The 24,069-nt window shown below is 66.5% G+C and carries 17 protein-coding genes; 5 read left to right on the forward strand and 12 right to left on the reverse strand.

The features are described 5' to 3' along the window. Nucleotides 1–169 precede the first annotated feature (169 nt). Nucleotides 170–3,091, forward strand: coding sequence for a TonB-dependent receptor domain-containing protein (locus PIB44_RS14100; protein WP_278069838.1), 2,922 nt, complete (start codon nucleotides 170–172; stop codon nucleotides 3,089–3,091). Nucleotides 3,092–3,178: 87 nt separating this feature from the next. Here the strand turns inward: PIB44_RS14100 and aguB are convergent, their stop codons facing one another. The 8 genes from aguB to otsB all read right to left on the reverse strand — a co-directional run bounded on the left by aguB (nucleotide 3,179) and on the right by otsB (nucleotide 15,761). Further along, nucleotides 3,179–4,045 (reverse strand): N-carbamoylputrescine amidase, encoded by an 867-nt coding sequence (aguB, locus tag PIB44_RS14105; protein ID WP_278069839.1) that lies wholly within the window; start codon nucleotides 4,043–4,045, stop codon nucleotides 3,179–3,181. Continuing rightward, nucleotides 4,045–5,046: an agmatine deiminase family protein gene (locus PIB44_RS14110; RefSeq protein ID WP_278069840.1), complete on the reverse strand. Its 1,002-nt coding sequence runs from the start codon at nucleotides 5,044–5,046 to the stop codon at nucleotides 4,045–4,047. The genes aguB and PIB44_RS14110 overlap by 1 nt, the downstream gene beginning before the upstream one ends. Before the next feature lie 313 nt (nucleotides 5,047–5,359). Next, nucleotides 5,360–8,650, reverse strand: a complete 3,291-nt coding sequence (locus PIB44_RS14115) for a TonB-dependent receptor (protein ID WP_278069841.1) — start codon at nucleotides 8,648–8,650, stop codon at nucleotides 5,360–5,362. Between the two features lie 171 nt (nucleotides 8,651–8,821). Beyond that, nucleotides 8,822–10,066: a capsular biosynthesis protein gene (locus PIB44_RS14120; protein WP_278069842.1), complete on the reverse strand. Its 1,245-nt coding sequence runs from the start codon at nucleotides 10,064–10,066 to the stop codon at nucleotides 8,822–8,824. Between the two features lie 185 nt (nucleotides 10,067–10,251). Continuing rightward, nucleotides 10,252–11,406, reverse strand: a complete 1,155-nt coding sequence (locus PIB44_RS14125) for an OmpA family protein (protein ID WP_278069843.1) — start codon at nucleotides 11,404–11,406, stop codon at nucleotides 10,252–10,254. Nucleotides 11,407–11,828: 422 nt separating this feature from the next. Then, nucleotides 11,829–13,205 carry an alpha,alpha-trehalose-phosphate synthase (UDP-forming) gene (locus tag PIB44_RS14130; RefSeq protein WP_278069844.1) on the reverse strand — a complete coding sequence of 459 codons (1,377 nt, stop codon included), beginning with the start codon at nucleotides 13,203–13,205 and terminating at the stop codon, nucleotides 11,829–11,831. Continuing rightward, nucleotides 13,202–14,986 (reverse strand): glycoside hydrolase family 15 protein, encoded by a 1,785-nt coding sequence (locus PIB44_RS14135; RefSeq protein WP_278069845.1) that lies wholly within the window; start codon nucleotides 14,984–14,986, stop codon nucleotides 13,202–13,204. Before PIB44_RS14135 ends, PIB44_RS14130 begins: the two co-directional genes overlap by 4 nt. Next, a complete protein-coding gene (otsB, locus tag PIB44_RS14140; RefSeq protein WP_253121839.1) occupies nucleotides 14,976–15,761 on the reverse strand; it encodes a trehalose-phosphatase in 786 nt (261 codons plus the stop codon). Before otsB ends, PIB44_RS14135 begins: the two co-directional genes overlap by 11 nt. Nucleotides 15,762–15,964: 203 nt before the next feature. On the opposite strand from otsB, the gene PIB44_RS14145 reads away from it, so the two are divergent. From PIB44_RS14145 to PIB44_RS14160, 4 genes are read left to right on the forward strand one after another with little or no spacing between them, the layout of a single operon-like run. Continuing rightward, nucleotides 15,965–16,954: a KpsF/GutQ family sugar-phosphate isomerase gene (locus PIB44_RS14145; protein ID WP_278069846.1), complete on the forward strand. Its 990-nt coding sequence runs from the start codon at nucleotides 15,965–15,967 to the stop codon at nucleotides 16,952–16,954. Continuing rightward, on the forward strand, nucleotides 16,954–18,219 hold the full coding sequence (locus PIB44_RS14150; RefSeq protein WP_278069847.1) for a glycosyltransferase family 4 protein: 1,266 nt from the start codon (nucleotides 16,954–16,956) through the stop codon (nucleotides 18,217–18,219). Before PIB44_RS14145 ends, PIB44_RS14150 begins: the two co-directional genes overlap by 1 nt. Nucleotides 18,220–18,254: 35 nt before the next feature. Beyond that, nucleotides 18,255–19,400 (forward strand): polysaccharide biosynthesis/export family protein, encoded by a 1,146-nt coding sequence (locus PIB44_RS14155; RefSeq protein WP_278069848.1) that lies wholly within the window; start codon nucleotides 18,255–18,257, stop codon nucleotides 19,398–19,400. 9 nt (nucleotides 19,401–19,409) lie between these two features. Beyond that, on the forward strand, nucleotides 19,410–19,940 hold the full coding sequence (locus tag PIB44_RS14160; protein WP_278069849.1) for a hypothetical protein: 531 nt from the start codon (nucleotides 19,410–19,412) through the stop codon (nucleotides 19,938–19,940). Here PIB44_RS14160 and PIB44_RS14165 read toward each other — a convergent pair. From PIB44_RS14165 to yidC, 4 genes are all read right to left on the reverse strand, one after another. Further along, a complete protein-coding gene (locus tag PIB44_RS14165) occupies nucleotides 19,937–20,923 on the reverse strand; it encodes an LLM class flavin-dependent oxidoreductase (RefSeq protein ID WP_278069850.1) in 987 nt (328 codons plus the stop codon). The two genes, PIB44_RS14160 and PIB44_RS14165, sit on opposite strands and share 4 nt — an antisense overlap. A gap of 84 nt (nucleotides 20,924–21,007) precedes the next feature. After that, nucleotides 21,008–21,517: a DUF3617 domain-containing protein gene (locus PIB44_RS14170; RefSeq protein WP_278069851.1), complete on the reverse strand. Its 510-nt coding sequence runs from the start codon at nucleotides 21,515–21,517 to the stop codon at nucleotides 21,008–21,010. A gap of 75 nt (nucleotides 21,518–21,592) precedes the next feature. Then, complete coding sequence (yihA, locus tag PIB44_RS14175) at nucleotides 21,593–22,261, reverse strand: ribosome biogenesis GTP-binding protein YihA/YsxC (protein WP_278069852.1); 669 nt, start codon at nucleotides 22,259–22,261, stop codon at nucleotides 21,593–21,595. Between the two features lie 4 nt (nucleotides 22,262–22,265). After that, nucleotides 22,266–24,068, reverse strand: a complete 1,803-nt coding sequence (gene yidC / locus PIB44_RS14180; RefSeq protein ID WP_278069853.1) for a membrane protein insertase YidC — start codon at nucleotides 24,066–24,068, stop codon at nucleotides 22,266–22,268. Between the last annotated feature and the right edge of the window lies 1 nt (nucleotide 24,069).

A 24,069-nucleotide genomic window follows, 5' to 3' on the forward strand; every position in this document is an offset into this window, starting at 1 on the left:
CGTAATTCCGACTTGCTTGTGGCAGGCCTCGCCGTAATGTCCCCCGCGCAGGGCGAACGGCCCTGATGTGCCGCGAGCCGTCGATCGGTCCCTTCGTTCAAGGGGCGACGGGGGCTTGTTTTGTTCAGGAGAGGGTCTCTTTTTGAAAAAGAGAATTGTTCGCGAGTCCTTGCTCGCTTCGACCATTATCGGGGGCGCCGCCCTCAGCTTCATGGCCGCCACGCCGGCGTTCGCCCAGTCGGCGAATGAAGAAGTCGCCGAAGTCGCTTCCATCGTCGTTACCGGCTCGCGCATCCGCCAGCCGGGCTATGAGGCGTCCAGCCCCATCACGTCGCTGAGCTCTGAATCGATCGCTATGTCGCAGCCGGTGGCTGTTGAAGAGCTGGTCAAGGACCTGCCGGCCGCCGTGCCGGCCGTCGGTTCGGCCACCAACAACGGTTCGGGCGGCGGCGCGACCATCAACCTGCGCGGCCTGGGCACCAACCGTACGCTGGTGCTGATCAACGGCCGCCGCGTGGTGCCGTTCAACCTCGAAGGCGTGGTCGACACCAACACCATCCCGCTGGCCCTGGTCGAGCGCGTCGACACCGTCACCGGCGGCGCCTCGGCCGTGTACGGCGCTGACGCCGTCGCCGGCGTGGTCAACTTCATCCTGAAGAACAACTTCGAAGGCGTCGAGGTCAACTCCTCCTACGGCTTCTCGGGCGAAGACGACGCCGTGCGTCGCAAGTTCGACGTCACGATGGGCGGCAACTTCGCCGATGACCGCGGCAACGCCGTCGTCAGCTTCGGCTACACCAAGACCGACCCGCTGTACCAGGTCCGTCGCCCCTGGGGCGAGGTCGCTCTCTCCTCGACCTCGGGCAAGCCGCTGGGCTCGGGCACCTCGGTCCCCGGTCGCTTCGACCTGACCCCGGTCAAGGGCGGCGTCGCCCTGCCGACCGGCGCCGAGCTGGACCCGACCACGGGCGCTCTGATCGGCTCGAACCACCCGAACTACAACTCGGCAGGCTACAACTACAACCCGTACAACCTGTATCAGACGCCGCTGAGCCGCTATCAGATCAACGGTCTGGGCAGCTTCAAGATCAACTCGGCCGCTGAAGTCTACAGCCACCTGACCTACGTCCAGAGCAACGTCTCGCTGGACAACGCGTCGAGCGGCACCTTCGGCAACACCTATAAGGTGCCGATCGGCAACCCGTTCATCCCGGACGCCATGCGCCAGCAATTCTGCGGCGCCCTGCTGATCGATCCGGCCAAGTGCGTCGCCGGCGCTGGCGGCGACACCATGATGGACCTGACCATCAACCGTCGTTTCACCGAGATGGGCACCCGTCCGGTCGACATCGAGAACAAGACGGTCCAGCTGCTGGCCGGCGTCCGTGGCGACATCAACGCCGACTGGAACTACGACGCCTATGTTTCGCACGGCGAGACGCAGCAGCTGCTGACGCGTCGTAACTGGGGTTCGCTGTCCAAGCTGCGCAACGCGCTGAACACCGTCTCGGCGACCGAATGTCTGGTTCCGGGCGCCTCCACCCCCGTGGCGGGCTGCGTGCCGATCAACGTCTTCGGTCCGGAAGGCACGATCACGCAGGAAATGATCGACTACATCAACCTGTCGTCGATGAGCAAAACCACGATCAAGCAGGACGTGGCCTCGGGCTCGATCTCGGGCCTGCTGCCGGAACGCCTGTCCAGCCCGTGGAGCGAGCGCCAGGTCGCCGTAGCCTTCGGCGCCGAATGGCGTCGGTCGGGCGCCTCGACGCGCGGCGATGCGGCGTCTCAGACCAACGGCGAAATCCTGGGCACCGGCGCGCCGGTTCCGGATCGCAACGGTCAGTTCGAACTGCGTGAAGCCTTCGCCGAACTGGCGGTGCCGCTGATCGAGAACCTGCCGTTCATCCACAGCCTGAACCTGGAAGCCGGCTACCGCCAGACCGAGTTCAAGGCCGGCAGCTCCAAGACCAACTACGGCAGCTACAAGATCGGCGGCGACTGGTCGCCGATCGAGGACGTCCGCGTCCGCGCCATGTATCAGCGCGCCACCCGCGCCCCGAACATCGGCGAACTGTTCAACCCGCAGGTCACCGGCCTGGGCAATATGGCGATCGATCCGTGCCAGTTGAACCTGATCAACTCGGCTGACGCTAACACGGCCGGCACGCTGAGCAACCTGTGCCGTCTGACCGGCGTGCCGCTGGGCGCGATCGGTTATGTGGCTGCGCCGAACTCTGGCCAGGTCAACCAGCAGACGGGCGGCAACCCGAACCTGGGGCCGGAAGAAGCCGACACCTGGACCATCGGCGCCGTCTGGCAACCGTCCTTCGTGCCGAGCCTGCGTCTGAGCCTGGACTACTACGACATCAAGATCGACAAGACGATCAACAGCCCCAGCCTGGCTGATGTCATGAACGGCTGCTACGACAAGGCTCTGAACCCGACGCTGGCGTTCAACGACAGCTGTAAGGCCATCCAGCGCAGCGCCGCCAACGGCTCGCTGAACGGCGTCGACGCCAAGGGCGTGATCCGTCCGTCGACCAACGCCGGCAACGAGCGCGTCTCGGGCTTCGACATCGCGGGCAACTACCGCGTCGAGCTGTCCGACTTCGGCTGGGGCGACATCGGCCGCCTCGACCTGAGCGTCAACGGCAGCATCCTCACCAAGCACGAAACCCAGGCCACCCCGGCCTCCGTGCTGCGTGACTGCGTCGGCTACTACTCGGTCTCGTGCGGCGAACCCAAGGTCAAGCAACGCTGGAACAGCCGCGCGACCTGGACGCTGGGCGACTACTCGGCCTCGCTGAACTGGCGTCATCTGTCCGGCGTCGAAGTCGAGCCGAGCAACACCAAGTGGTTCCCGGACTACGCCCAGATCGACAGCTACGACTACTTCGACCTGAGCGGCCGCTGGGACATCACCCAAACGGTGCGTCTGACGGCGACGATCAACAACCTGTTCGACAAGTCGCCGCCCATCGTCGGCTCGCAGATCGGCACCACCTCTGCGAACAACGGGAACACCTTCCCGCAGACCTACGATGCGATCGGCCGCTACTTCACCTTCGGCGCCACGCTGAAGTTCTGATAGCGTTCAACGCATAAAATGAGAGAGGCGGAAGACCCCGGTCTTCCGCCTCTTTTCTTTTGGGCTCAGATTTTCACAAAAGCCGGATCAGGCCGGGCGGCCCGTCGCCAGGGCGCCGTACAGGTCGGTGCGGCGGTCGCGGAAGAAGCCCCAGGCCGCGCGGTGGCGATCCAGGAAGTCCAGGTCGAAGGTGTGCACCAGCACGCCCTCCTCCCGGTCCAGGCTTTCGACCAGGTCGCCGCGATGGTCGGCGATGAAGGAGTGGCCGTAATAGGTCTGGCCCGCCTCGGTCACCTGCTCGTGGCCGATGCGGTTGGCGCCGACGACCGGCACGACGTTGGACACGGCGTGGCCCTGCATGGCGCGCCGCCACGGCGCGGCGGTGTCCAGGGTGTCGTCATGCGGCTCGGTGCCGATGGCGGTCGGGTAGAGCAGGATCTCCGCCCCTTGCAGCATCATGGCGCGGGCGGTCTCGGGGTACCACTGATCCCAGCAGATGCCGACGCCGATGCGGCCGAAACGCGTGTCCCAGACCTTGAAGCCGGTGTCGCCGGGGCGGAAGTAGTACTTCTCCTGATAGCCGGGACCGTCAGGAATATGGCTCTTGCGATAGACGCCCATCAGCTCGCCGTCGGCGTCGATCATCACCAGGCTGTTGAAATAGTGCGGGCCCTCGCGCTCGAAAATGGAGACGGGCAGGACGACGCCCAGTTCCTTGGCCACCGGCTGGAGTTGCGTCACAGCCGGGTGCTCGCGCCAGGGATAGGCTGCGCCGAACCACTTCTCTTCCTGAGAGACGCAGAAATACGGCCCCTGGAACAGCTCCGGCGCCAGGATGACCTGGGCGCCCTTGGCCGCCGCTTCGCGGATGAAGCCGATGGTCTTGTCGATGTTCGCCTGCATGTCCTCGCCGTAGGAGGTCTGGATGGCGGCGACGGTGATTTGACGGGTCATCACGCGGGCTCCTGCTGGCTGATGCAGTGGAAGGAACCGCCGCCCGACAGGGTGGCGATCGACGGCAAGGGGATGATCTCGCGATCGGGGAAGACGGTGGACAGGGCTTCACAGGCCAGGCGGGCGGCCATGTCGTCGCCATAGGTCGGCACGATGACGGCGCCGTCGGCGATCAGGAAGTTCATGTGGCTGGCCGGAACCGGGCGCTCGTCCTCATCCAGGATCAGGCCCGGCGAGGGGATGCGCAGCACCCGGATCGGACGACCGGCGGCGTCGGTCATGGCGGCTAGGGCCTCGGCCGCTTCGTCATAGACTTCGGCGTTGGGATCCTTGGGGCCGAAGGCGATCGGACAGGCAACCACGCCCGGCGCGACGAAGCGGGCCAGGTTGTCGACATGGCCGTCGGTGTGGTCGTTCAGCAGGCCGTCGCCGAGCCACAGCACCTTCCGGGCGCCCAGGGCCTGGGCGAAGGCGGCTTCGGCCGTTTCCTCGGTCCAGCCGGTGTTGCGGTTGGGGTTCAGCACGCACTGGCGCGTGGTCAGCACCGTGCCTTCGCCGTCGTGGTCCACGGCGCCGCCTTCCAGGATGAAGTCGTGGCGGGTCAGGGCGACGCCCGTCTGTTCGCCGATCTGGTCGGCGACTTCGTTGTCGTGGGGCAGGTCGTACTTGCCGCCCCAGCCGTTGAAGACAAAGGCCTGGCCCGAGGCCGATCCGGCGCCGAAGATCGGCCCGGTGTCGCGCAGCCAGATGTCGCCGAAGCGCCCGGCCACGACGGTGACGCCCGGCACGTCGGCGAAGCGCGCCTGCGCGTCGGCCAGGGCCTGGTCATTGCCGACCATCAGCTTGACCTGCTCGCGGCCCGGCCCGGCCAGGGCGCGCACCAGAGCCTCGACCTCAGCCTGGGCCGGTTCGAGGTTGTCCTCCCACAGGTCAGCGTGGCTGGGCCAGCCGACCCACATCGCGCGATGCGGCGTCCACTCAGCGGGGATAGGCGGGGTCATGGGCGAAGTCATGGGCCGAAAACGTCCACATAAAAGGGATGAAGCACGAAGGGGGCGAGATAGGCCCTGCAGGCCTCGGGTTCAATGGCGGCCGGCCTCGCCGGGTCAGCCGCTTTAACGCACCTGGCCTGCTCAACTCGCCTCAAGCAGGGCGAAAGCGCGATAGGCCCACTTTACAATGGCCTCAAGCAGCACGAACGCGCGGTAGGCCTACTCAAAAACCCCTCAAGTAGCGCGACTGCGCGGTAGGCCACCAAAAAGAAAGGGCGGCCCGTTTCCGGACCGCCCTCCCCTAGTCTTCGTTCAGCGTCGCTTAGAAGCGATAGCGGACGCCGACCTTCACCTGCCACACCGACTCGGTGCCGAAGGTGCTGGGGCTGCGAGGCGTGAACAGCGTGTAGTTGTACTTGCCGTCCACGATCGAGGCCCCGACGTTGTTCGAGGTGTAGGGGAAGCCGATCTGTTGGATCGTGCCCCACTCGTCGTTGATCAGGTTGCCCAGGTTCTTGACGTCGACATAGCCTTCCAGCTTGGCGCCGCCCGGGAAGAAGGCCGGCAGCTCCTGCGAGATGTGCAGGTCGACCGTCGTCACATAGGGCGACTTGAAGGCGTTACGCGGCGAGATCTCGCCAGCGTATTTGATCAGGCCCGTCGAGTGCAGGAAGTCGTTGAAGGCGCCGACGTTGAAGTTCGGGCCGTAGGTGACGCGCGGGTCGCTGGTCGCCGTGACGTTGCCGGCCGAGTCGGCCGCCGGCACGTACAGCAGCTGACGCTGGGTCGTGACGTGTTCGCCGTACAGGTTCGCCGGGCTGGTGCCGAAGGTGTAGCTGTAGGGCAGGCCCGAACGACGCTGGGCGTACAGGTTGAAGCGCGTGCGGTAGTCGCCGAAGAAGGCGCGCGAGTAGGTCAGGTTCAGCTTCAGCGCGTGCTCGATCTCATAGTTCGAGTCCGCCAGTTCCGGGTTGTTCGGATCCGACAGGGCGTTGTTGCCGAAGTTGGAGCTGGCCGTCGACGAGGTCGCCGGCGAACGGTCCGTGCTGTCCAGATAGGTGTAGGACAGGTTGAAGCCCGCGCCGTCCAGCCAGCCGTCGTACCAGGCCTTGTCCAGGCCGATGGCGAACTGGTCGGTCTTGCCGCCGTTCAGGTTGGTCAGCATCAGCACCTGCTGACCGCGACGGACCGGGTTTGGACCAAAGATCGGACGACCGTCAGGCGCCGTGCCGTTCTGGGTCTGGGCCATGCTGAGGTCGACCCAGCCGATGGCGTTTTCGAGCTCAGAGTGAACGTACTCGGCCGTCAGGCTCCAGCCCGAGCCCATGTTGAAGCGGCTCAGATCGAAGATCTTGTTGACGCCCAGCGAGGTCTTCCAGATCGACGGCGTCTTGAAGGCCGGGCTGATCAGGTTGATGTTGCCGGTGCCCAGTTGGGCGCTCTCGGTGACCTTGTCCTTGAGCTGCTGGTTCGGGTTCAGACCATCGACGTTGGTCAGATACGAACCGTTCGGGCAGACGCCGAAGCCGCCGGCGAACTGCGACTGATAGTTGGCCGCCGACTTGCACTGGAACGAGCCCGTCAGGTTGCCCGGGTTCGAGTAGGAGTTCGAAATCCAGACGTTGGGGGAACCGCCCTGGAAGCGACCGAAGCCGCCGTAGACGGTCAGGGTGGGGTCCGGGCGCCAGTTGAAGCCGAAGCGCGGCTGCAGGATGCTGATGCCGTCCAGGTTGGTGTCGTTGCCGAAACCAAAGCGGTCATAGAAGGCTTTGTTGTACTTCGGCTTATCGTCCGAGGTGTACCAGTCGTAGCGCAGGCCGGCCGTCAGGGTCAGGTTCGGGCTGACCGACCATTCGTCCTGCAGGAACAGGGTGTTCAGGGCGTAGCTGAAGCTGGCGCCGCCGTCGTTCTTGTTGTTGCTGGCGGCGTTGGTGTAGCCGACCGACGACGCCTTGCGGGCCTCGAAATCGGCCAGCGACGCGAACTCGTACTCGGCGTTGGCGACCTGAACGAACAGGTTGAAGATGTCCTGCTCTTCGCGCTCATAGCCGCCGGTCAGGCGGTGACCGAAGCCGGCTTCCCAGTTGCCGACCAGGCGATACTGCATCGTGTCGACCGTCAGCATGTTGGCGTGACGCGAACGCTCAGGACCGAAGCGGATCGAGCGACGCACGCCGGTGTTCGTGCCGATCGGCGGGTCCAGATAGACCTGCATGGCGGCGAAGTCGTTGCCGCCCAGGCCGTTCGACAGGTTCTCGGTTTCCTTGCGGCTGATCGAGAACTCGGTCGAGAAGGTGTCGGTCCAGTCCGAGAACAGCTGAGCCTTGTAGGCCGTCAGGTTCTGGTCGATCTGGTAGGCCGAGGACAGCAGGCCGACGCTGACGTAGGCGCCGTTGGTGACCGTGTTGTTCAGGCGCAGATCGCTGCCCTTGGTCTGCTGGTACGAGACGACGGCGCGGTGCTGGTCGTTGATGTTCCAGTCCAGCTTGGCGAAGTATTTCTCGTCCTGAACCGTCAGGGCGTCGGCCGACCAGTCGAGCGGGTCGTAGCCGTAGATGCGCTTTGCGATGTCGCGGACCTGGTCGACCTGGGCCTGGGTGATGCCCGGCGCCTGGTTGACGGCGCCCGAGCCTTCCGGACCCGACAGGACCGGCTGGGTCGATTCATACTTTTCGTAGTTCACCAGGAAGAACAGGCGGTCCTTGATGATCGGACCGCTGAGGGTCGCGCCCCAGGTCGTCTCTTCGAACTCGCCGGTCAGCGAGCGGTTCTGACGCTCGCCCGAGACGAAGTCCTTATAGCTGAAGCTGTCGCCGCGCAGGCTGTCGTTGGTGACTTCCCAGAAGGCTTCGCCGTGGAACTCGTTGCCGCCCGACTTGGTGACCGAGTTGATCACGCCGCCGGTGAAGCTGCCGTACTGGACGCCGTAGGGGGCGACGTCGACGCTGACCGCTTGCAGCACCGAACGCGAGATCGGCGAACGCAGGGTCGGATAGCCGTTGCCGTTCAGGCCGAAGTCGTCGCCCTGCTTGATCCCGTCGATCAGCATGGCGTTGTAGCGGGTGTTCTGGCCGCCGATCGACAGGGCGTCGTTGTTCGTCGGGTCCACCGTGGCGAACGGGGTCGTGCGCACGATGTCCTTGATGTCGCGGCTGATCGACGGCAGCGTCTCGATGTCTTCCAGGTTCAGGCGAGCGGTCGGCGAAGTGCGCACAGCACGCACGCCGCGCACGACCACTTCGGCCACTTCGGTCGCGCCGGCGTCGGCGGCCATGGCCGAAACGGTCACGTCGAACACGGTCGGAGCGCCGATGCCGACGCTGCCCAGTTGAGCCGTCTCGGTCTGGCCGTCGACCATCACCGTCACCGAGTACGGGCCGCCGACGCGCAGGTTGCGCGCGGTGTACAGGCCTTCTTCATTGGTGACCGTCGTGGTGCTGGTGCCCGACGGAATGTGGGTGACGACGACAGCCGTGTTGGCCACCGGCGCGCCCGCCGCGTCCGTGATCACGCCCCGGATGCCGCCCGTGGTTTCCTGGGCGAAGGCGGCGCTGGAGGTCGCCAACAGGATGGCTGCGGCGGAAACCCCATAGGCGAGGTTGCGGTTCAACATGGGTGCTGTGATCCTTTTCGACGCAGTTGCCAGAACGACAATCAGCGCGGTCATTGATGGGGCGGCTTTAGGCCCCCCATCAGACGCTCGGACGACAACTGGATGACAGAACGATGACAGCGCTCAAGGGTGTCCTGAGAGCCACACCATACCGAGAGCCGTTCGGCGACCCTAGGTCAGGCGTGTCGCCAGGGCGTCGGCCACGCGCTCGGCGGTCGCATCCAGAGCGCGCGGCTCGTGATAGTTCCCGTTGATCTGGGTCCTGTTGATCACATAGGCGCGGAAGGCCGTGAACAGGCTGCGGTCCGCGGGAGCGGGCGCGCGCCAGAAGGCGTCCAGAGGCTTCTGGTCGGTCAGCCCCTCGAAATCAAAGAAGGCCTGGCCGAGGACCTTCACCGGCGTGCCGAAACCAAGCGCCGACAAGGCCGCGCTGGAGTTATTGACGACCATACCCTGTGACGCACGGCACAGTTGGGCCAGATTGCCGCCGTCGAGGAAGTCGACCCGGCCGGTCAGACCATGCTTGGCCGCCAGGCGTCGCGTCTCGCGGCCCAGGTTGATCACGCCGGGATCCAGCGGATGATTTTTGACAAGCAGCCGCGTCGACGCAGGCGCTGAGCGGGCGAAGCTGGCCATCACCCGATCCAGGAAGGACAGATTGTCGTGAATCTCGGAGTAGCGCAGCAGTTGGGCGTCGCCGTCCCGCTGCAGGCAGGCGATGAAGAAGTCGCCCTTGGCCTGAAGACGCTCGACATCCCGGCTTTTCGCGCCCGAGACCGCCAGGGCCAGATATCGCCGCACGTGGCCCACGCACTGTCGCCAAGGCGAAGCGCTGTAGTAGTGGCGATAGTGCGGGAACATCAAACGCCCGAACGGCTGGACCGCATGATAGAAGCTGATGTTGAGCACGTGATGCGGCAGGATCTTGCCGACAGGCCTTGAAATCGGCAATTCCGGCGGCGGCGGCGGATAGCCTGCGCCCGAGCGCGGCAGTCCGCTCGACGCATTGACGCCGTTGCGCTCCAAAGTGATCCAATCGGGGCGGAAGTAGCCGTTTTCCAGCACCCAGACACGGGCGGGAAGCTGTTTGGCCTGGGTCAGCACGCCCTGATTATAGGGGCCGCCCTCTCCAAAAAGGATGATGTCAGTGAACGCTTCAGCCAGACGCGCGACGTCCTGCGGCCACTCGCTGGCGGGACGGCGATAAGCGAGTCCGCCGGTCCGTGCCCAGTTCGAAAGGTCGCCGGCGTTGAACAGCATGCGGCGCACTTCACCGCCCCGGCTCTCGATGGCGCGCGCCAGCCTGCGGCCGAATCGGCCGAAGGGCACTGACACGACAAGGAACCGCCGCCCTGTCAGATCGACAGGAGCTTGGAAGCCGGCGACCGGCTGGTCTGGATCGAAGGGCGCGAGCAAAGGCTGATATCTCTCTAGCGACAGAGCCTTATTAAACTTCAGACCCGGATGGACAAGCGAATAAGGCTTGGGTGCCGATTGAAGCCAAAACACAACCGCCGAACTCAGAAACCTGAGCTCGGCGGGAGGTTCTTATCGACGCTTCTATGGTCGCGGGGGCCGGGATGAACCGGCCCCCTTGAGCCTTAGAAGTTGATGTCGACGGTGGCGCGGCGGTTCAGCGGCTCGCGCACGCCGTCGCCGGTGGCCTTGGCCGGGGCGGTTTCGCCCTTGCCGTCCAGCGAGATCACGCCGCCGTTGACGCCTTGAGCGACCAGGGCGTCAGCCACGGTGCGCGCACGGCGGTTGGACAGGCCCATGTTGTAGGCCGCGTTGCCCGAGGTGTCGGTGTGGCCGACCACCAGCACGCGCGTCGGAGCGCCCGACTTGGCGTAGTTGGCGGCTTGCGTCACCACCGAGCGGGCTTCCGCCGTCAGGTCCGAACGGTCGAAGTCGAAGTAGACCACGAACTGACGGGCAGCCGGCTTGGCCGGAGGCGGCGGAGGCGGCGGCGGGGGCGGCGGCGGGGGAGGCGGCGGGGGCGGCGGCGGCGGGGGCGGCGGCGGCGGGGCGACCGGCTCGGCGCCGAACGCATAGCGCAGGCCCAGCGTCACGGTGTGCGACTGGTCATAGTCGCCCGCCAGGGTGCCGAACGGAATGGCGCCCGTGCCCGAGGTGCGGGTGTCGAACTCCATGTCGCCCGTCAGGTAACGGTACGTCAGGTCGACGTTGGCGCGGTCCGAGACGGCCCAGGCCAGACCGGCGATCGCCTGGGCGGCGAACTTGGTCGAGCTGTCGTCAGCGGCGAAGGCCACGCCCGGCGTCTGACGCAGGCGGCCGACGGTGTCGGTGTTGACGCGGTTGACGCCCACGCCCAGGCCGACGAACGGACGCAGGGTCCAGTCCGGCGTGCCGAAGTCATAGATGACGTTGGCCATCAGGGTGGTCGACGTGATGTCGCCTTCCGGCGAGTGGCACGGACCGGTGGCCGGCGTCAGGTTGCACAGGCCCTGCGGACCCGAGACGGCGCGCACGGTGCCGATGTCGCCCGAGCGGTAGCCGCCTTCGAGTTCAGCGCGCCAGTTCGGGTTGAAACGGTAGCCCAGGCGAGCAAAAGCCGCCCAGCCGTCGTTGACTTCCCAGTTCCAGTTGTGGCCGGTCGCCGAGGCTTCCGTATTGATGTCGTCGATGATGTGGTAGCCGGCGTCGATTGCGCCGTACCAGCCATCGGGCTCAGCCGATGCTGCGCCGGCTGCGAACAGCCCTGCCGCAGCGACACTGGCCAGAAGTTTCAGCTTCATGGTGTCCTCACACTCCTTAGTTAATTCGATAGCCGACACGTATCCCGCGAAGGCGCTCGAGACCCGAACGACGTTGCAGTGCGGCAGTTCCCTCTTCTAGCGCTGATTGTGGCGACTGTGGCGCCGTTTCAACACAAAAAGCCATTCCCGCCCCGGGGTTAGACAACAGAGCTTCCCTGTCTGGACCAAGCTGAACGAGCGATGAACCTGCCGTCGCGCTGACGAATTACCTGCGGGCTCATAACCGGCGTCGGCGATGAATTCCACAGCAGCCCGCGCCACAGATAGTTCAAGGCCAAACGGTCAGGACTCTCAATCGCCACGACCCACCCTCTGCGTCTGCGCTAGGAGGGTCATAGCCAGACGGGTTCGCCGCGTTACCGCCGCGCCGCACCGCGCAAATGAGGCGTTGCGCCGCCGCGCTAGCTCTCTGCCAGCAGCGCGCGCACGAACTGATCGCGCCAGTGGGCGACGTCGGTGTCGCGGACGACCTGCATCAGCGCCTTCCACTTTCGAATGCGCTCTTCCAGGGGCATGGTCAGGGCCTTGTGGATGGCGTCGGACAGTTCTTCACGGCTGAAGGGGTTGACCAGCAGGGCCTCGCCCATCTGTTCAGCGGCCCCGGCGAAGCGGGACAGGATCAGCACCCCGGGATCGTCGGGGTTCTGGGCCGCGACGTATTCCTTGGCCACCAGGTTCATGCCGTCGCGCAGCGGAGTCACCAGCCCGACCCGGGCGGCGCGATAGATGCCCGCCAGTTGGTCGCGTCGGAAGGTCCGGTTCAGATAGCGGATCGGCTGCCAGTCCATGTCGGCATAGGCGCCGTTGATGCGCCCGGCCAGGGCGTCCAGGCGCGCCCGGATGTCCTGGTAGGTATCCACGTCATCGCGCGAGATCGGCGTCACCTGCAGCAGGAAGACATCGCCGCGCATCGACGGATTGTCTTCCAGGAACTGCTCATAGCCAAGCAGGCGCTGTTCCAGCCCCTTTGAATAGTCGAGCCGGTCCACCCCCACGATCATGGAGCGGAAGGCGGCGCTGGCCGCGATCCGGTCATAGGTCTTCTGGCCCAGCAGGGAATCGCGCGCCGCCAAGAAACCGTCCACGTCGATGCCGATCGGAAAGACGCCGAGTTGGACGCTGCGGTCGAAGGCTTCGACCCGGCCGCCGGGTCCGACCACGCCCTTGGCCTCGACCTCGACGTAGCGCTGGAACAGCTCCATCCACTCGCGGGTCTGGAAGCCCAGCAGGTCGAAATGGAACATGGATTTCACCAGCCGCCGGTGATGCGGCAGGGTGACGAGCAGTTGCCGCGCAGGCCAGGGCGTATGCAGGAAGAAGCCGATGCGGTTCTTCACGCCCAGCCGGCGCAGGTCCCGCGCCATCGGGATCATGTGGTAGTCGTGAATCCAGATCACGTCGTCGGGCTGGAGCAGGGGCTGCAGCACCTCGGCGAAACGGCGATTGGTGCGCTCATAACCCTCGCCGTAAGACCGCTCATAGGCGGTCAGGTCGACGCGGTGGTGGAACAGCGGCCACAGGGTCTTGTTGGCGTAGCCGTTGTAATATTCATCGACATCCTGCGGCTCCAGATCGACGGTGGCCACCGTGACGCCGGCGCGATCCTCGATGTTGAGCTCGCCGGTGAACCGCTCCACGGTCTCGCCGGACCAGCCGAACCACAGGCCCTCATACTTCCGCAGCGCCGCCGACAGCGCCATGGCCAGCCCGCCCGCAGAGCCCGCCGCCGGGTCTTTCGGCGCGGAGACGCGATTGGAGACGACGATCAGGCGGCTCATCGGGCGTCCTGCCACGAACGACTGAGCAGGACCGCGCAGTTGATGATCCCGACCAGGGAATAGGTCTGGGGGTAGTTGCCCCACAGCTCGCCGTCTTGGATCGAAATGTCCTCGCTGAGCAGGCCCGCATGGGTGCGGCGGCTGAGCATCTCCTCAAAGATGACGCGCGCCTCCTCGACCCGGCCGTTCAGCGCCAACGCCTCGATGTACCAGAAGGTGCAGAAGTTGAAGGCGGTCTCCGGCTCGCCGAAGTCGTCCGGGTGGATGTAGCGGAACAGATAAGGGCCGCGCTTCAGGTCGCGCTCGATCGCCTCGAAGGTCTTCACCTGGCGCGGATCGCGGGCGTCGAGGAAGCCCAGGTCGGTCATCTGCAGCAGGGCGGCGTCCAGTTCCGTCCCGCCGAAGCTGGCGGCGAAGCGACCCTCGTCGGGCAGATAGGCCTCGGCCTCGATGCGCTCGCGGATGACGCGCGCCCGCTCGCGCCACACCTCCCAGCGGTCGTTCAGGCCCAGGTGATGCGCCGCGCGGGCAAGACGGTCGCAGGCCGCCCAGCACATGACCGAGGAATAGGTGTGCACCCGCGCGATGGTGCGGAACTCCCACAGGCCGGCGTCGACCTGATCGTGCATGGCGAAGGCGCGGTCGCCGACCTTTTCCAAGGCGCGGAAATCCTCGACCGTGCCGGGACGCAGCAGGCGCTGATCGAAGAAGGCCTGAACCAGCGGCAGGACGATCTGGCCATAGACGTCGTGCTGAAGATGCTCATGCGCCTGATTGCCGACGCGCACCGGCTTCATGCCGCGATAGCCTTCCACGCTGTCGACGATGCGCTCGACGATGGCGGGCTCCAGCCCCACGCCATAGACCGGCTGCACATGGCCGCCCGCCGAGGCGTCGACCAGATTGCGCAGATAGCCGAGGTAGTGCTCCAGGATATCCACCGCGCCGAGGCGGTTCAGCGCCCGTACCGTGTAATAGGCGTCGCGGATCCAGCAGTAGCGATAGTCCCAGTTGCGCCCGCTCTCGGGGAATTCGGGCACCGACGTCGTCATGGCGGCGACGATGGCGCCGGTCTCTTCATAGACGCACAGCTTCAGGGTGATGGCGGCGCGGATCACCGCCTCCTGCCAGTCCAGCGGCAGATAGAGGGTGCGGGTCCAGTGCTTCCAGTGGGCGATGGTCAGGTCCAGCGCGGCATTGACGCCCGCCAGCACCGCCTGATCGTAGCCTTCGTCCGGGCCGAGGAAAAAGGCCATCTCTTCTTCCAGGCGGAAGGTGCGCTCGTTCAGAACATGGCTGACGGGACAGTTGGTGGTCAGGCGCAGGGTCACGTCGCTGCACAGATAGCGGATGTGATTGGAGCCGGAAGTCCGCTCAGCCGCGCGCGCGCCCCAGTCCGCCGAGGGGCGCAGCCGCACGGCGATGCGCGGCGAGCCCGACAGGGGCCGCACCACCCGCGCAAAGGCGGTCGGCCGATAGATGCGCGAGTGCTTCAGATGGCGGGGGCAGAAGTCGATGATCTCGACGGCGGCGCCGTCCGCGGCCGTCATCACCGTGCGCAGAACGGCTGTGTTGCGCACATAGGCCTGTTCGACCGAGGCCAGGCCCTCCAGCTCGATGGCCCAGAAGCCGTGCTCTGGCGCCTCGCCGTCCATCAGGGCGGAAAAGACCGGGTCGTCGTCGATCCGCGGAGCGCAGGCCCAGACAAAGCGGCCGCGCCGATCGACCAGGGCGCTGACGGAGCAGTTGCCGATGGGGGCGAGGTCGAGGTCAGGCTTCATGGCGGGCCTCCTTGTGAGCGTCTGCGGCGACGGCTTCCAGCCAGTCGAGAACGTCAGCGACATCGGCCAGTTGATAGCGGGCGGCGGTTGGCCGCGACGGCCCGACCAGCACGCCGAACCCGCCCAGGTCCTGCGCCGCCTCGAACCCGGCCTCGTCGGTCAGATCGTCGCCGACCATGACGGGCGTCGCGCCGAGGAAGGGCGGTTCCTGCATGAAGGCGCGAACCGCCGTGCCCTTGTCCGCCCCGGGGGTCTTCAGCTCCAGCACCATGGAGCCCGGCTGCAGGGTCAGGCCCGTCGACGCCGCCAGATCGGTCGCCAGCCGCGTCGCCGCGTCGCCCTCCTCCGGAGCCTGGCGGAAGTGCAAACCCGCCGACAGGCTCTTGTCCTCGACCAGAACGCCGGGACGGGCGGCGGCGAAGGCGTGGAAGGCCTGCAGCGCCTGCTTGATCGCCGGCGACGGATCCGCGCGCAACAGGGCGCCGTCGTCGCGCCGGCGTTCCAGGCCATGCACGCCGGAGGCGGCGCGCGCGGCGCCGTCGCTGATCCGGTCGATCTCCGCAAGCGTGCGGCCGCTAACGACGGCCGCGCGTCCCTGCAGGGCCTGCGTCAGCCGGGTCAACACCGCCGTGCGGCGCGCGTCCGGCCCGACGGCGTCGGGCGTCGGCGCAAGGGGGGCGAGGACCCCGTCGAGGTCGAGAAACAGGGCTGCGCTGGGCAAGCAGACGGGCGGGTGAGGCAGGCGCGGGGGAGCGGCCCCCTGAGCATCGGACATCAGGCTGAGGTTTCGACTTTCCCATTAGTGAGATCGTCACAACGCGCGAGCACCGCAAAGGTTGTAAAAGATTCTCAACGGGCCGGATCGAAACGTTTTGTCCGGCGCTTTTCCGACCACGCCATTGTGTAGAGCAGCTTATTGGGGCAATTCCGGCTGCTGTACGAAGAGCCGCAGAAGCGGCCCCGGCACCTGGAACCGTGATGACCGCCCTCTCCGCTCCTTCTGAACAGCTCGCCGCCATGTCAGACCGCGCCCGCGAGGTCGTGCGCCTGAACATAGAGGCGCTGGAGGCGCTGGAGCGGTCGCTGGATTCTTCGATCGCGCGGGCGGCCGACGTCATCCTGTCGCGGCCGGGCTATGTCGTGGTGACCGGCATGGGCAAGTCCGGACACATCGGCGGCAAGATCGCCGCCACCCTGGCCTCGACCGGCACCAACTCCTTCTTCGTCCATCCGGCCGAGATGAGCCACGGCGACCTGGGGATGCTGCGCCCGGACACCACGCTTCTGGCCCTGTCCAACTCGGGCGAGAGCCGCGAACTGCGCGATCCGCTCATCTTCTGCGCACGCAACGACATTCCGGTGATAGGCCTCACTCAGAGGCCACAGAGCTTCCTGGGTCGCCACTCCGACGTCTGCCTGACCATGCCCAAGGTGGCCGAGGCCTGCCCCAACGGCCTGGCGCCGACGACCTCGACCCTGATGTCCCTGGCCATGGGCGACGCCCTGGCCATGGTGCTGATGGACCGGCGCGGCTTCACGCGGGAGGATTTCGGCCTGCACCATCCGGGCGGCTCGCTGGGCATGAGCCTGCAGACCGTGCGCGAATGGATGGGCGACAACGCCGCCGCCCCCGCCAGCGTGCCGCTGGACGCCGATTTCAGAACCGTCGTCTCGGCCATCACCGAGGGGCGCAAGGGCGCCGTCGCCGTGCTGGCGCCGGACGGCTCTTTGGCCGGGATGATCACCGACGGCGACGTGCGCCGCGCCTTCACCAACGACATCACGGCCCTGCACGCTGAAGACATCATGAGCCGCAGCCCGATCACGGTCGATCCTCAGGCCCGGATGAGCGACGTGGTCGATCTGTTGAGCGCCAACAAGATCAGCAATCTGTTCGTCATCGATGAGCGGCGCCCCGTCGCCATCATCCACATCGCCGAGTTGATGCAGGCGGGATACGTCTCCTGATGGTGCAGGACGTGCTCTTTGACGCCAGTCGATTGCTCAGCCGGACCGAACGCAGCGCGCCGACCGGCGTGGATCGGGTCTGTCTGGCCTATGCCGAATGGCTGATCGAGCATCCCGTCTATCGGATGACGCCGGTGCGGGCGCGCAAGGACCAGCTGGCGCGCGTCGACAACGACTGGTTCCGTCAGCGCCTGACCGAGCTGCGGACGCGCTGGACCGGCCCCGGCGCGGTGTCCGAACTGAACGGCGAGGCCCGCAGGCTGTTCGACGCCCTGAACTCGCCCGACAACGGCGCCTCGGTGATCGGCCACGTGCCTGAGGAAAACCCGCAACTTCGCAAGAAGCCGAAGCGGGTTTGGAAACAGTATTTCCGGTCGCGCCGCATCGCCGCGCCGCCCTCGGCCCGCGCCTATATCAACGTCGGCCACACCAGTCTGAACACGCCGGACATCCTGACGTCGCTGGCGGACGGCGGCATCGAACGGATCATCATGGTCCACGACCTGATCCCGGTGACCCACCCCGAGTTCTGCCGCCCCGGCGACGGGGCCAAGCATGCGCGGCGCATGCAAAATGTCCTGCGCCACGCCTCGCGCATCCTCGTCAACTCCCACTACACGGCGGACGAGCTGAAACGGTTCGCCGCCCGGTCCAACCTGGCCGCCCCGCCGATCGAGGTCGCCCACCTGGGGCTGGAGCGCACCTTCGACAGCCGCACCGCCATCACGGCCGCCCGCCCCTACTTCCTGCACGTCGGCACGATCGAGGCCCGCAAGAATCTGGCCTTCCTGCTGACGGTCTGGCGGCGCCTTCAGGAGACGATGGGCGACGAGACGCCGCGTCTGGTCCTGGTGGGGCGTTACGGCTGGGAGAATGAGGCGGTGCTGGACCATCTGCAGCGCTCGCCCAATCTGCGGGGCCTGGTGCATCAGGCCGAAAACCTGCCCGACTGCGCCCTGTCTGCGTTGATGCGCGGCGCCCGGGCCATGGTGGCGCCGTCTTCGGTGGAAGGGTTCGACCTGCCCGCCGTCGAGGCCAGCGCCATGGGCGTGCCCCTGATCGCCTCCGACATCGCCGCCCACCGCGAACTGGTGCCCCACGCCCGCCTGATCGACCCGCTGGACGGGCTGGGCTGGCTGAGCGCGCTGGAAGACTGGACCCGAAACCCGCCCGTCGCCCCGCCCTATTGCGCCCCGGACTGGGCGCGCCATTTCAATGTCGTTCAGGAACGGGTGCTGTCTTCCTCTGGCGGCGCGACCGCCTGAAGGGTAAGCATCTGATGAAATTGAACAGAGGCCCCATGACCAGAACCGCCGCCAGCCTGCTCATCGTCGCCCTTCTGGCCGGGTGCTCCACCCTGCCGCGCGACGGGCCGTCCGGGCGCAATGTCGTTCAGGGCGCCTCGTCGCCCGAACGCGCCGGCGACTACGCCCTGATCGATCTGGATTTCGCCCTGAGCGAACGTCTCAAGGCCGCGCCGCCGCCGTCCTTCTCGACCCTGGCCCTGGCGTCGTCGGACGCCCCGACCGACGTGATCGGCGTCGGCGACACCCTGGCCGTGAGCGTGTTCGAGCCCGGCGGCGCCCTGTTCGGGGGCGGCTCCAACAATGCAGGATCCAGCGGCAACCAGACCCTGCCGCCGCTGGTCGTCAACCGCAACGGCGCCGTGCCGATCCCCTTCGCGGGCGAGGTGAATGTTCAGGGACTGACGCCGACGCAGGCCTCGGCCGCCGTGCGCCGCGCCCTGATCGGCAAGGTGGCCAATCCGCAGGTGATCGTCACCATCGCTGGCAATACGTCCAACGCCGTCACCGTGTTGGGCGAGGTCCGCAATCCGGGCCGCCAACCGCTGACGAGCAACCACAACCGCATTCTGGACGTGATCGCCGCTGCGGGCGGCCCGTCGCGGTCGCTGTATGACATCGACGTTCGGATTCAGCGCGACGGCAAGACCTACGCTGCGCCGATGTCCGTCGTGACGACCGAGTTCAATGAAAACGTGCGCCTCCAGCGCGGCGATCAAGTTAATCTGGTCTACAAGCCCCGCCGCTTCAGCTCCTTCGGCGCCTTCAACGCCGTGGCGCGCAGCGAGCTGCCGTCCGGGCCCTTGACCCTGGCTGAAGCGCTCAGCGGCGTCGGCGGGCTGGATTCCAACCTGGCCAACGCCCGGTCGGTGCTGGTCTTCCGCTTCGAGCGGCCGGAGGTCGCCCAGGCGTTGGGCATCCAACAGCCGGTCACCTCGCGCGGGGTGCCGGTGGTCTACCGCCTGAACCTCAACGAGGGCGAGGGCTTCTTCATCGCCAGCAACTTCCAGATGCAGCCCGACGACGTCATCTACGCCCCGCGCGCCGGAGCCGCAGAGATGCGCAAATTCTTCGAGTTCGTGCAGAGCATCACACGCGTCGTCTACGACGTCTCCGTGACCAGCACGCTGAACCTGAACTAAGCAAAGCCCGTGCTGGAGCGTTTCGGCCGCGCCCTGTTCGGTTCGCCCGCCAAGGTCGCGATCGAACCACGCAGTGCGGACGCCGACGCCAGCCGTGATCTGTTGGAACAGATAGCAGGGCTGGAGCGCGCCGCCGCCACTGTTTACGCTCGGCACGGCCTACCGGACCAGCCGGGGCAGTATCGGCGGAAGGGCGACGCTGGGAGCTGGGAACGGCTAAGCGAAACCATGAGCCCTGCCGATAAATGGAGCCTCGTCCAGTCGGCACCCGCAGGCGAGGGATGGCGCTTCGCCTCGTTGTCGGGTCTAGGCGCCCGCTCCGATATCGCCGAGGTGCGCCAGGCTGCGGCGATCCTGAGCGCCTGTCAGGGCCTGCGACAGAGGTTGACCGCACAGACTCCGATATCGCCGCAAGACCTGGCCGACGCGATTCGTCTGGGCGCGGCATGGCGGCGGCTGGGCCAGAGAGCAGAGGACAGCAATGACACGACGCCACCGCTGCGTTTTCTGCCGGACGGCCCGGACGGGAACGACGCCTAGATTCCCGCCGCCTCGGCCAGCAGCTCCAGCGATCGTATCCGCGCGGCCGGGTCCCAAATCTGGCTGGTGAGCATCAGTTCGTCGGCCCCGGTACGGGCGATAAAGACGTCGAGGGCGGCCCGGGCCGTCGCCGGAGCGCCGACGGCCGAACAGGCCAGAGCCGCGTCGATCATGCCGCGCGCGGCCCCGTCCAGACGCTCGTAATAGCCCTCGACCGGGGGCGGCAACTTGCCGGGGCGGCCGGTCCTCAGGTTGACGAAAGCCTGCTGGACCGAGGTGAACAACAGGCGCGCCGCCTCGTCCGTCTCGGCCACGAAGGCGTTATAGCCCAGCATGACGTAGGGCTTGTCCAGATGCGGCGATGGACGGAAGGTTTGCCGATAGATGTCGATGGCCCGCATCATCTCGCCGGGCGCGAAATGGCTGGCGAAGGCGTAGGGCAGGCCCAGATGCGCCGCCAGTTGGGCGCCATAGGTCGAGGAGCCCAGGATCCAGATCGGCACGTCCTGCCCCTCGCCCGGATTGGCGATGATGCGCTGATCCGGCGCGGCGGGCGCGAACCACTGCATCAGTTCCATCACATCCTGCGGGAAGGCGTCGTGGTCGCCCTGAAGCGTCCGGCGCAGGGCCCGCGCCGTCGCCTGATCCGAGCCCGGCGCGCGCCCCAGTCCCAGGTCGATGCGGCCAGGATATAGCGCGTTCAGCGTGCCGAACTGCTCGGCGATGACCAGCGGGGCGTGGTTGGGCAGCATGACGCCGCCGGCTCCGACGCGGATGGTCTGCGTCGCCGCCGCCACCGCGCCGATGACGACCGAGGTCGCGGCGCTGGCGATGCCCGGCATGTTGTGATGCTCGGCCAGCCAGTAGCGATTGTAGCCCAGCCGTTCGGCGTGGCGGGCCAGATCGATGGTGTTGGCGAGCGCCTGGCCCACGTCGGAGCCTTCGGGGACGGGGGCGAGGTCGAGAACGGACAAAGGGATCATCCGACCGATATGGGGCCGCGTCGCAGCGGCGCCATGTCCGCCCGGACAATCGGCCTCTTTTGCCAGGCGTCGGCCCGCGAGCGATTACTGACTGGCGGGGCAGTCGCCGATGCGCTCGGCCGTCATGGTGATCTTGGTCGGGGCCATCTGGGGCGTCGGCGCCGGGTCCATCCTAGTCGTCACTTCGGTCACGTAGCGGCTGTTGAAGTCGCCGGTGACGCGGATGGTGGAATCAGCCTTCATATTGCCCGGCAGGGCGCAGGTCGAAGTGGCGACCATAGCGTCGCCTTGGCGGGCGAAGGGCTGGGTCGTGCAGTCGGCGCCCGGCTGCTGGGCATTGGCGGGAGCCTCCAGCCTGGCTTCCTTGATGCAGACATCCTGCGGCGCCATGGCCGCGCCGCCGGGCATGCCTTCCATGGCGGTGGACACGCGCCATAGGCCCGGCTTGGGCGCGTCAAGCCTCGCAGGCGCGGCGGCGGTCGAGGCGGTCTCAGCCCCGTCAGCAGCTGGGGCTTCGGCCTTGTTGTTGTTTCCGCAGGCCGACAGACCCAGCAGGCAGGCGGCGGCGACGCCGCCCATGATCGCTGAACGCATGGCGCGCTCCCCTCTCGTTAAGAACCGAGCGGATAACGCGGGTCTAGCTTAACGGTTCATACCGCCGCGAGCGATTCAGTCCAGGGTGACGCCCGTGGTGCGCATGATCTCGGCGCGCAGTTCGGGCAGACCGAAGCCCTTTTCCGACGACGTGACAGCCACGTGCGGATAGGCGGCGGGGCGTTTGGCGATGGCCTTCAGCGTTGCAGCCTGGACCTTCGCTGCCTCGCCCGCCTTCAGCTTGTCGGCCTTGGTCAGGACGATCTGATAGGAGACGGCCGACAGGTCGAGCGCGTCCAGCGCCTCGTCATCGACCTTCTTCAGGCCGTGGCGGCTGTCGATCAGCAGATAGACGCGCTTCAGCGTCACCCGGCCGCGCAGGTAGTCGCGGCCCAGGTCCTGGAACTTCTTAACCGTCGTTTTCGACGCCTTGGCCCAGCCGTAGCCGGGCAGGTCGACCAGACGCATCCGGCCGTCCAGGTCGAAGAAGTTGACCTCGCGCGTACGGCCCGGCTCGTTCGAGGCTCGAGCCAGCTTGTGCATGCCCACCAGGCCGTTGATCAGGCTGGACTTGCCGACGTTGGAGCGGCCGGCGAAGGCGATCTCGGGCAGGTCCGGCGTCGGCAGCTGCTCGATCTTGGCGCAGCCCATGATGAAGGTCGCGGTGCGCGCGAACAGGATGCGCGCCGCCTCGATCTCGGCGTCGGCGTATTCGCCGACCTTGGGCTCGTCAGAAGCGTCCAAACGATCAGGCCTTCTTGAAACGGGCGATGAAGCTGTCGATCGGGTTCTCGGCCCCGAAGCGATGCATGATCACATATTGCTGGATGATCGACAGGACGTTGTTCCAGGCCCAGTAGATCAGCAGGCCGGCCGCGAACGGGGCCATGATGAAGGTGAAAACGATCGGCATCAGCTGGAAGATCTGACGCTGCATCGGGTCCTGTGCCGGCGGGTTCATCGCCATCTGCAGCCACATGGTGAAGCCATAGACCAGAGGCAGCACGCCCAGGTGCAGCGGGCCGTTCAGGATGCCGCCCAGCACCGGCAGGGTGGCCGGGTCCCACGGCACGGCGCCGAACAGGTTCCAGATCGTCGACGGGTCGCGCGCGGACAGGTCGCGGATCCAGCCGAAGAAGGGGGCGTGACGCATTTCGATGGTCACGAACAGCACCTTGTACAGGGCGTAGAAGACCGGGATCTGCACCACCATCGGCAGACAGCCCGCCAGCGGATTGATCTTCTCCCGCTGATAAAGGGCCATCATCTCCTGCTGCTGCTTCTGCGGGTCGGAGCCGTGCTTCTTCTTGATCTCCTCCATCTTGGGCTGGAGGGTCCGCATCTTGGACAGGCTCTCGTAGGACTTGTTGGCCAGCGGGAAGAGGACCAGCTTGACCACGACCGTCAGGGCCAGGATGGCCAGGCCGAAGTTGCCCAGCACGCCGTAGAAGAACTCCACCACGGTGAAGATCGGGCGCGTCAGGAACCAGAACATGCCCCAATCGATAGCGTAGACGAAACGCGGCAGGCCCAGCGATTCCTCATAGCCCTTCAGCACTTCGGCGCGCTTGGCGCCGGCGAACAGGCGCTGGGTCTCTTCGATCTGGCGGCCCGGCTGGATCGTGCGGGTGGCGCCCAGCACGGCGGCTTCGTGGACGTTCATGCCGTCGGCGTCGCGCACCGAGAAGCGGCCTTCGATAGCTTCGTCCTGGGTCGGGATCAGGGCCGCCAACCAGTATTTGTCGGTGATGCCCATCCAGCCGCCGACCGAATCCTTCTGGATGCGCGGCTTCTTGGCCCAGTCCTTGTACTTGACCTGTTCGGTGGTGAATTTGCCGTCCGAACCGAAGGCGCCGATGGCCCCCTCGTGCAGGATCATCTGCTTGCCCAGGTCGACCGGGACGCCCTGGCGCTCGACGCGGCCGTAGGGGGCGATGGCGATGGCCTGGGTTCCCAGGTTGGCCACCGTGTCCTTGACCGTGAACATATACTGCTCGTCGATCGAGACGAGGCGGGTGAAGCGCAGGCCCGAACCATTGTCCCAGGTCAGTTCGACAGGGGTGGTCGGCGTCAGGGTCTCGCCCTTGGTCAGGCGCCAGACGGTGTTGGGGCCGGGAACGCCGCCGGCGACGTTGGGGCCGCTCCAGCCGAACTGGGCGAAATAGGCGTGCTCCATGCCCTGCGGGCGGAACAGCTCGACCGGCGGCGAGCTCTTGTCGAGCGTTTCCTTGTAGTTGGTCAGATACAGGTCGTCGATGCGCGCGCCCTGCAGCGACAGCGAGCCCTTCAGCGTCGGCGTCTGGATCGGCACCCGGGCGACGGCGCCCAGGGCCTGGCCCCGGTCCTTGATAAAGACGCCCGGCGCGGGGCCCGTCGGCGTCACGCCGGCGTCGGCCGAAGCCTCGCGGGCCTTCTGCTGCTCGGCGGCGACGATCTGCGCCTGACGGCGGCTCTCGGCCTGCGGGCGCATCACCATGAAGTAGTAGACGCCCATGATCAGGGCCGCGCACACGAAGAAGATGATGGTGTTGCGCGAATTCTGGGTCTGCATC

Origin of the sequence: Brevundimonas sanguinis (assembly GCF_029636725.1) — a bacterium.
Taxonomy (GTDB): Bacteria; Pseudomonadota; Alphaproteobacteria; order Caulobacterales; family Caulobacteraceae; genus Brevundimonas; species Brevundimonas sanguinis.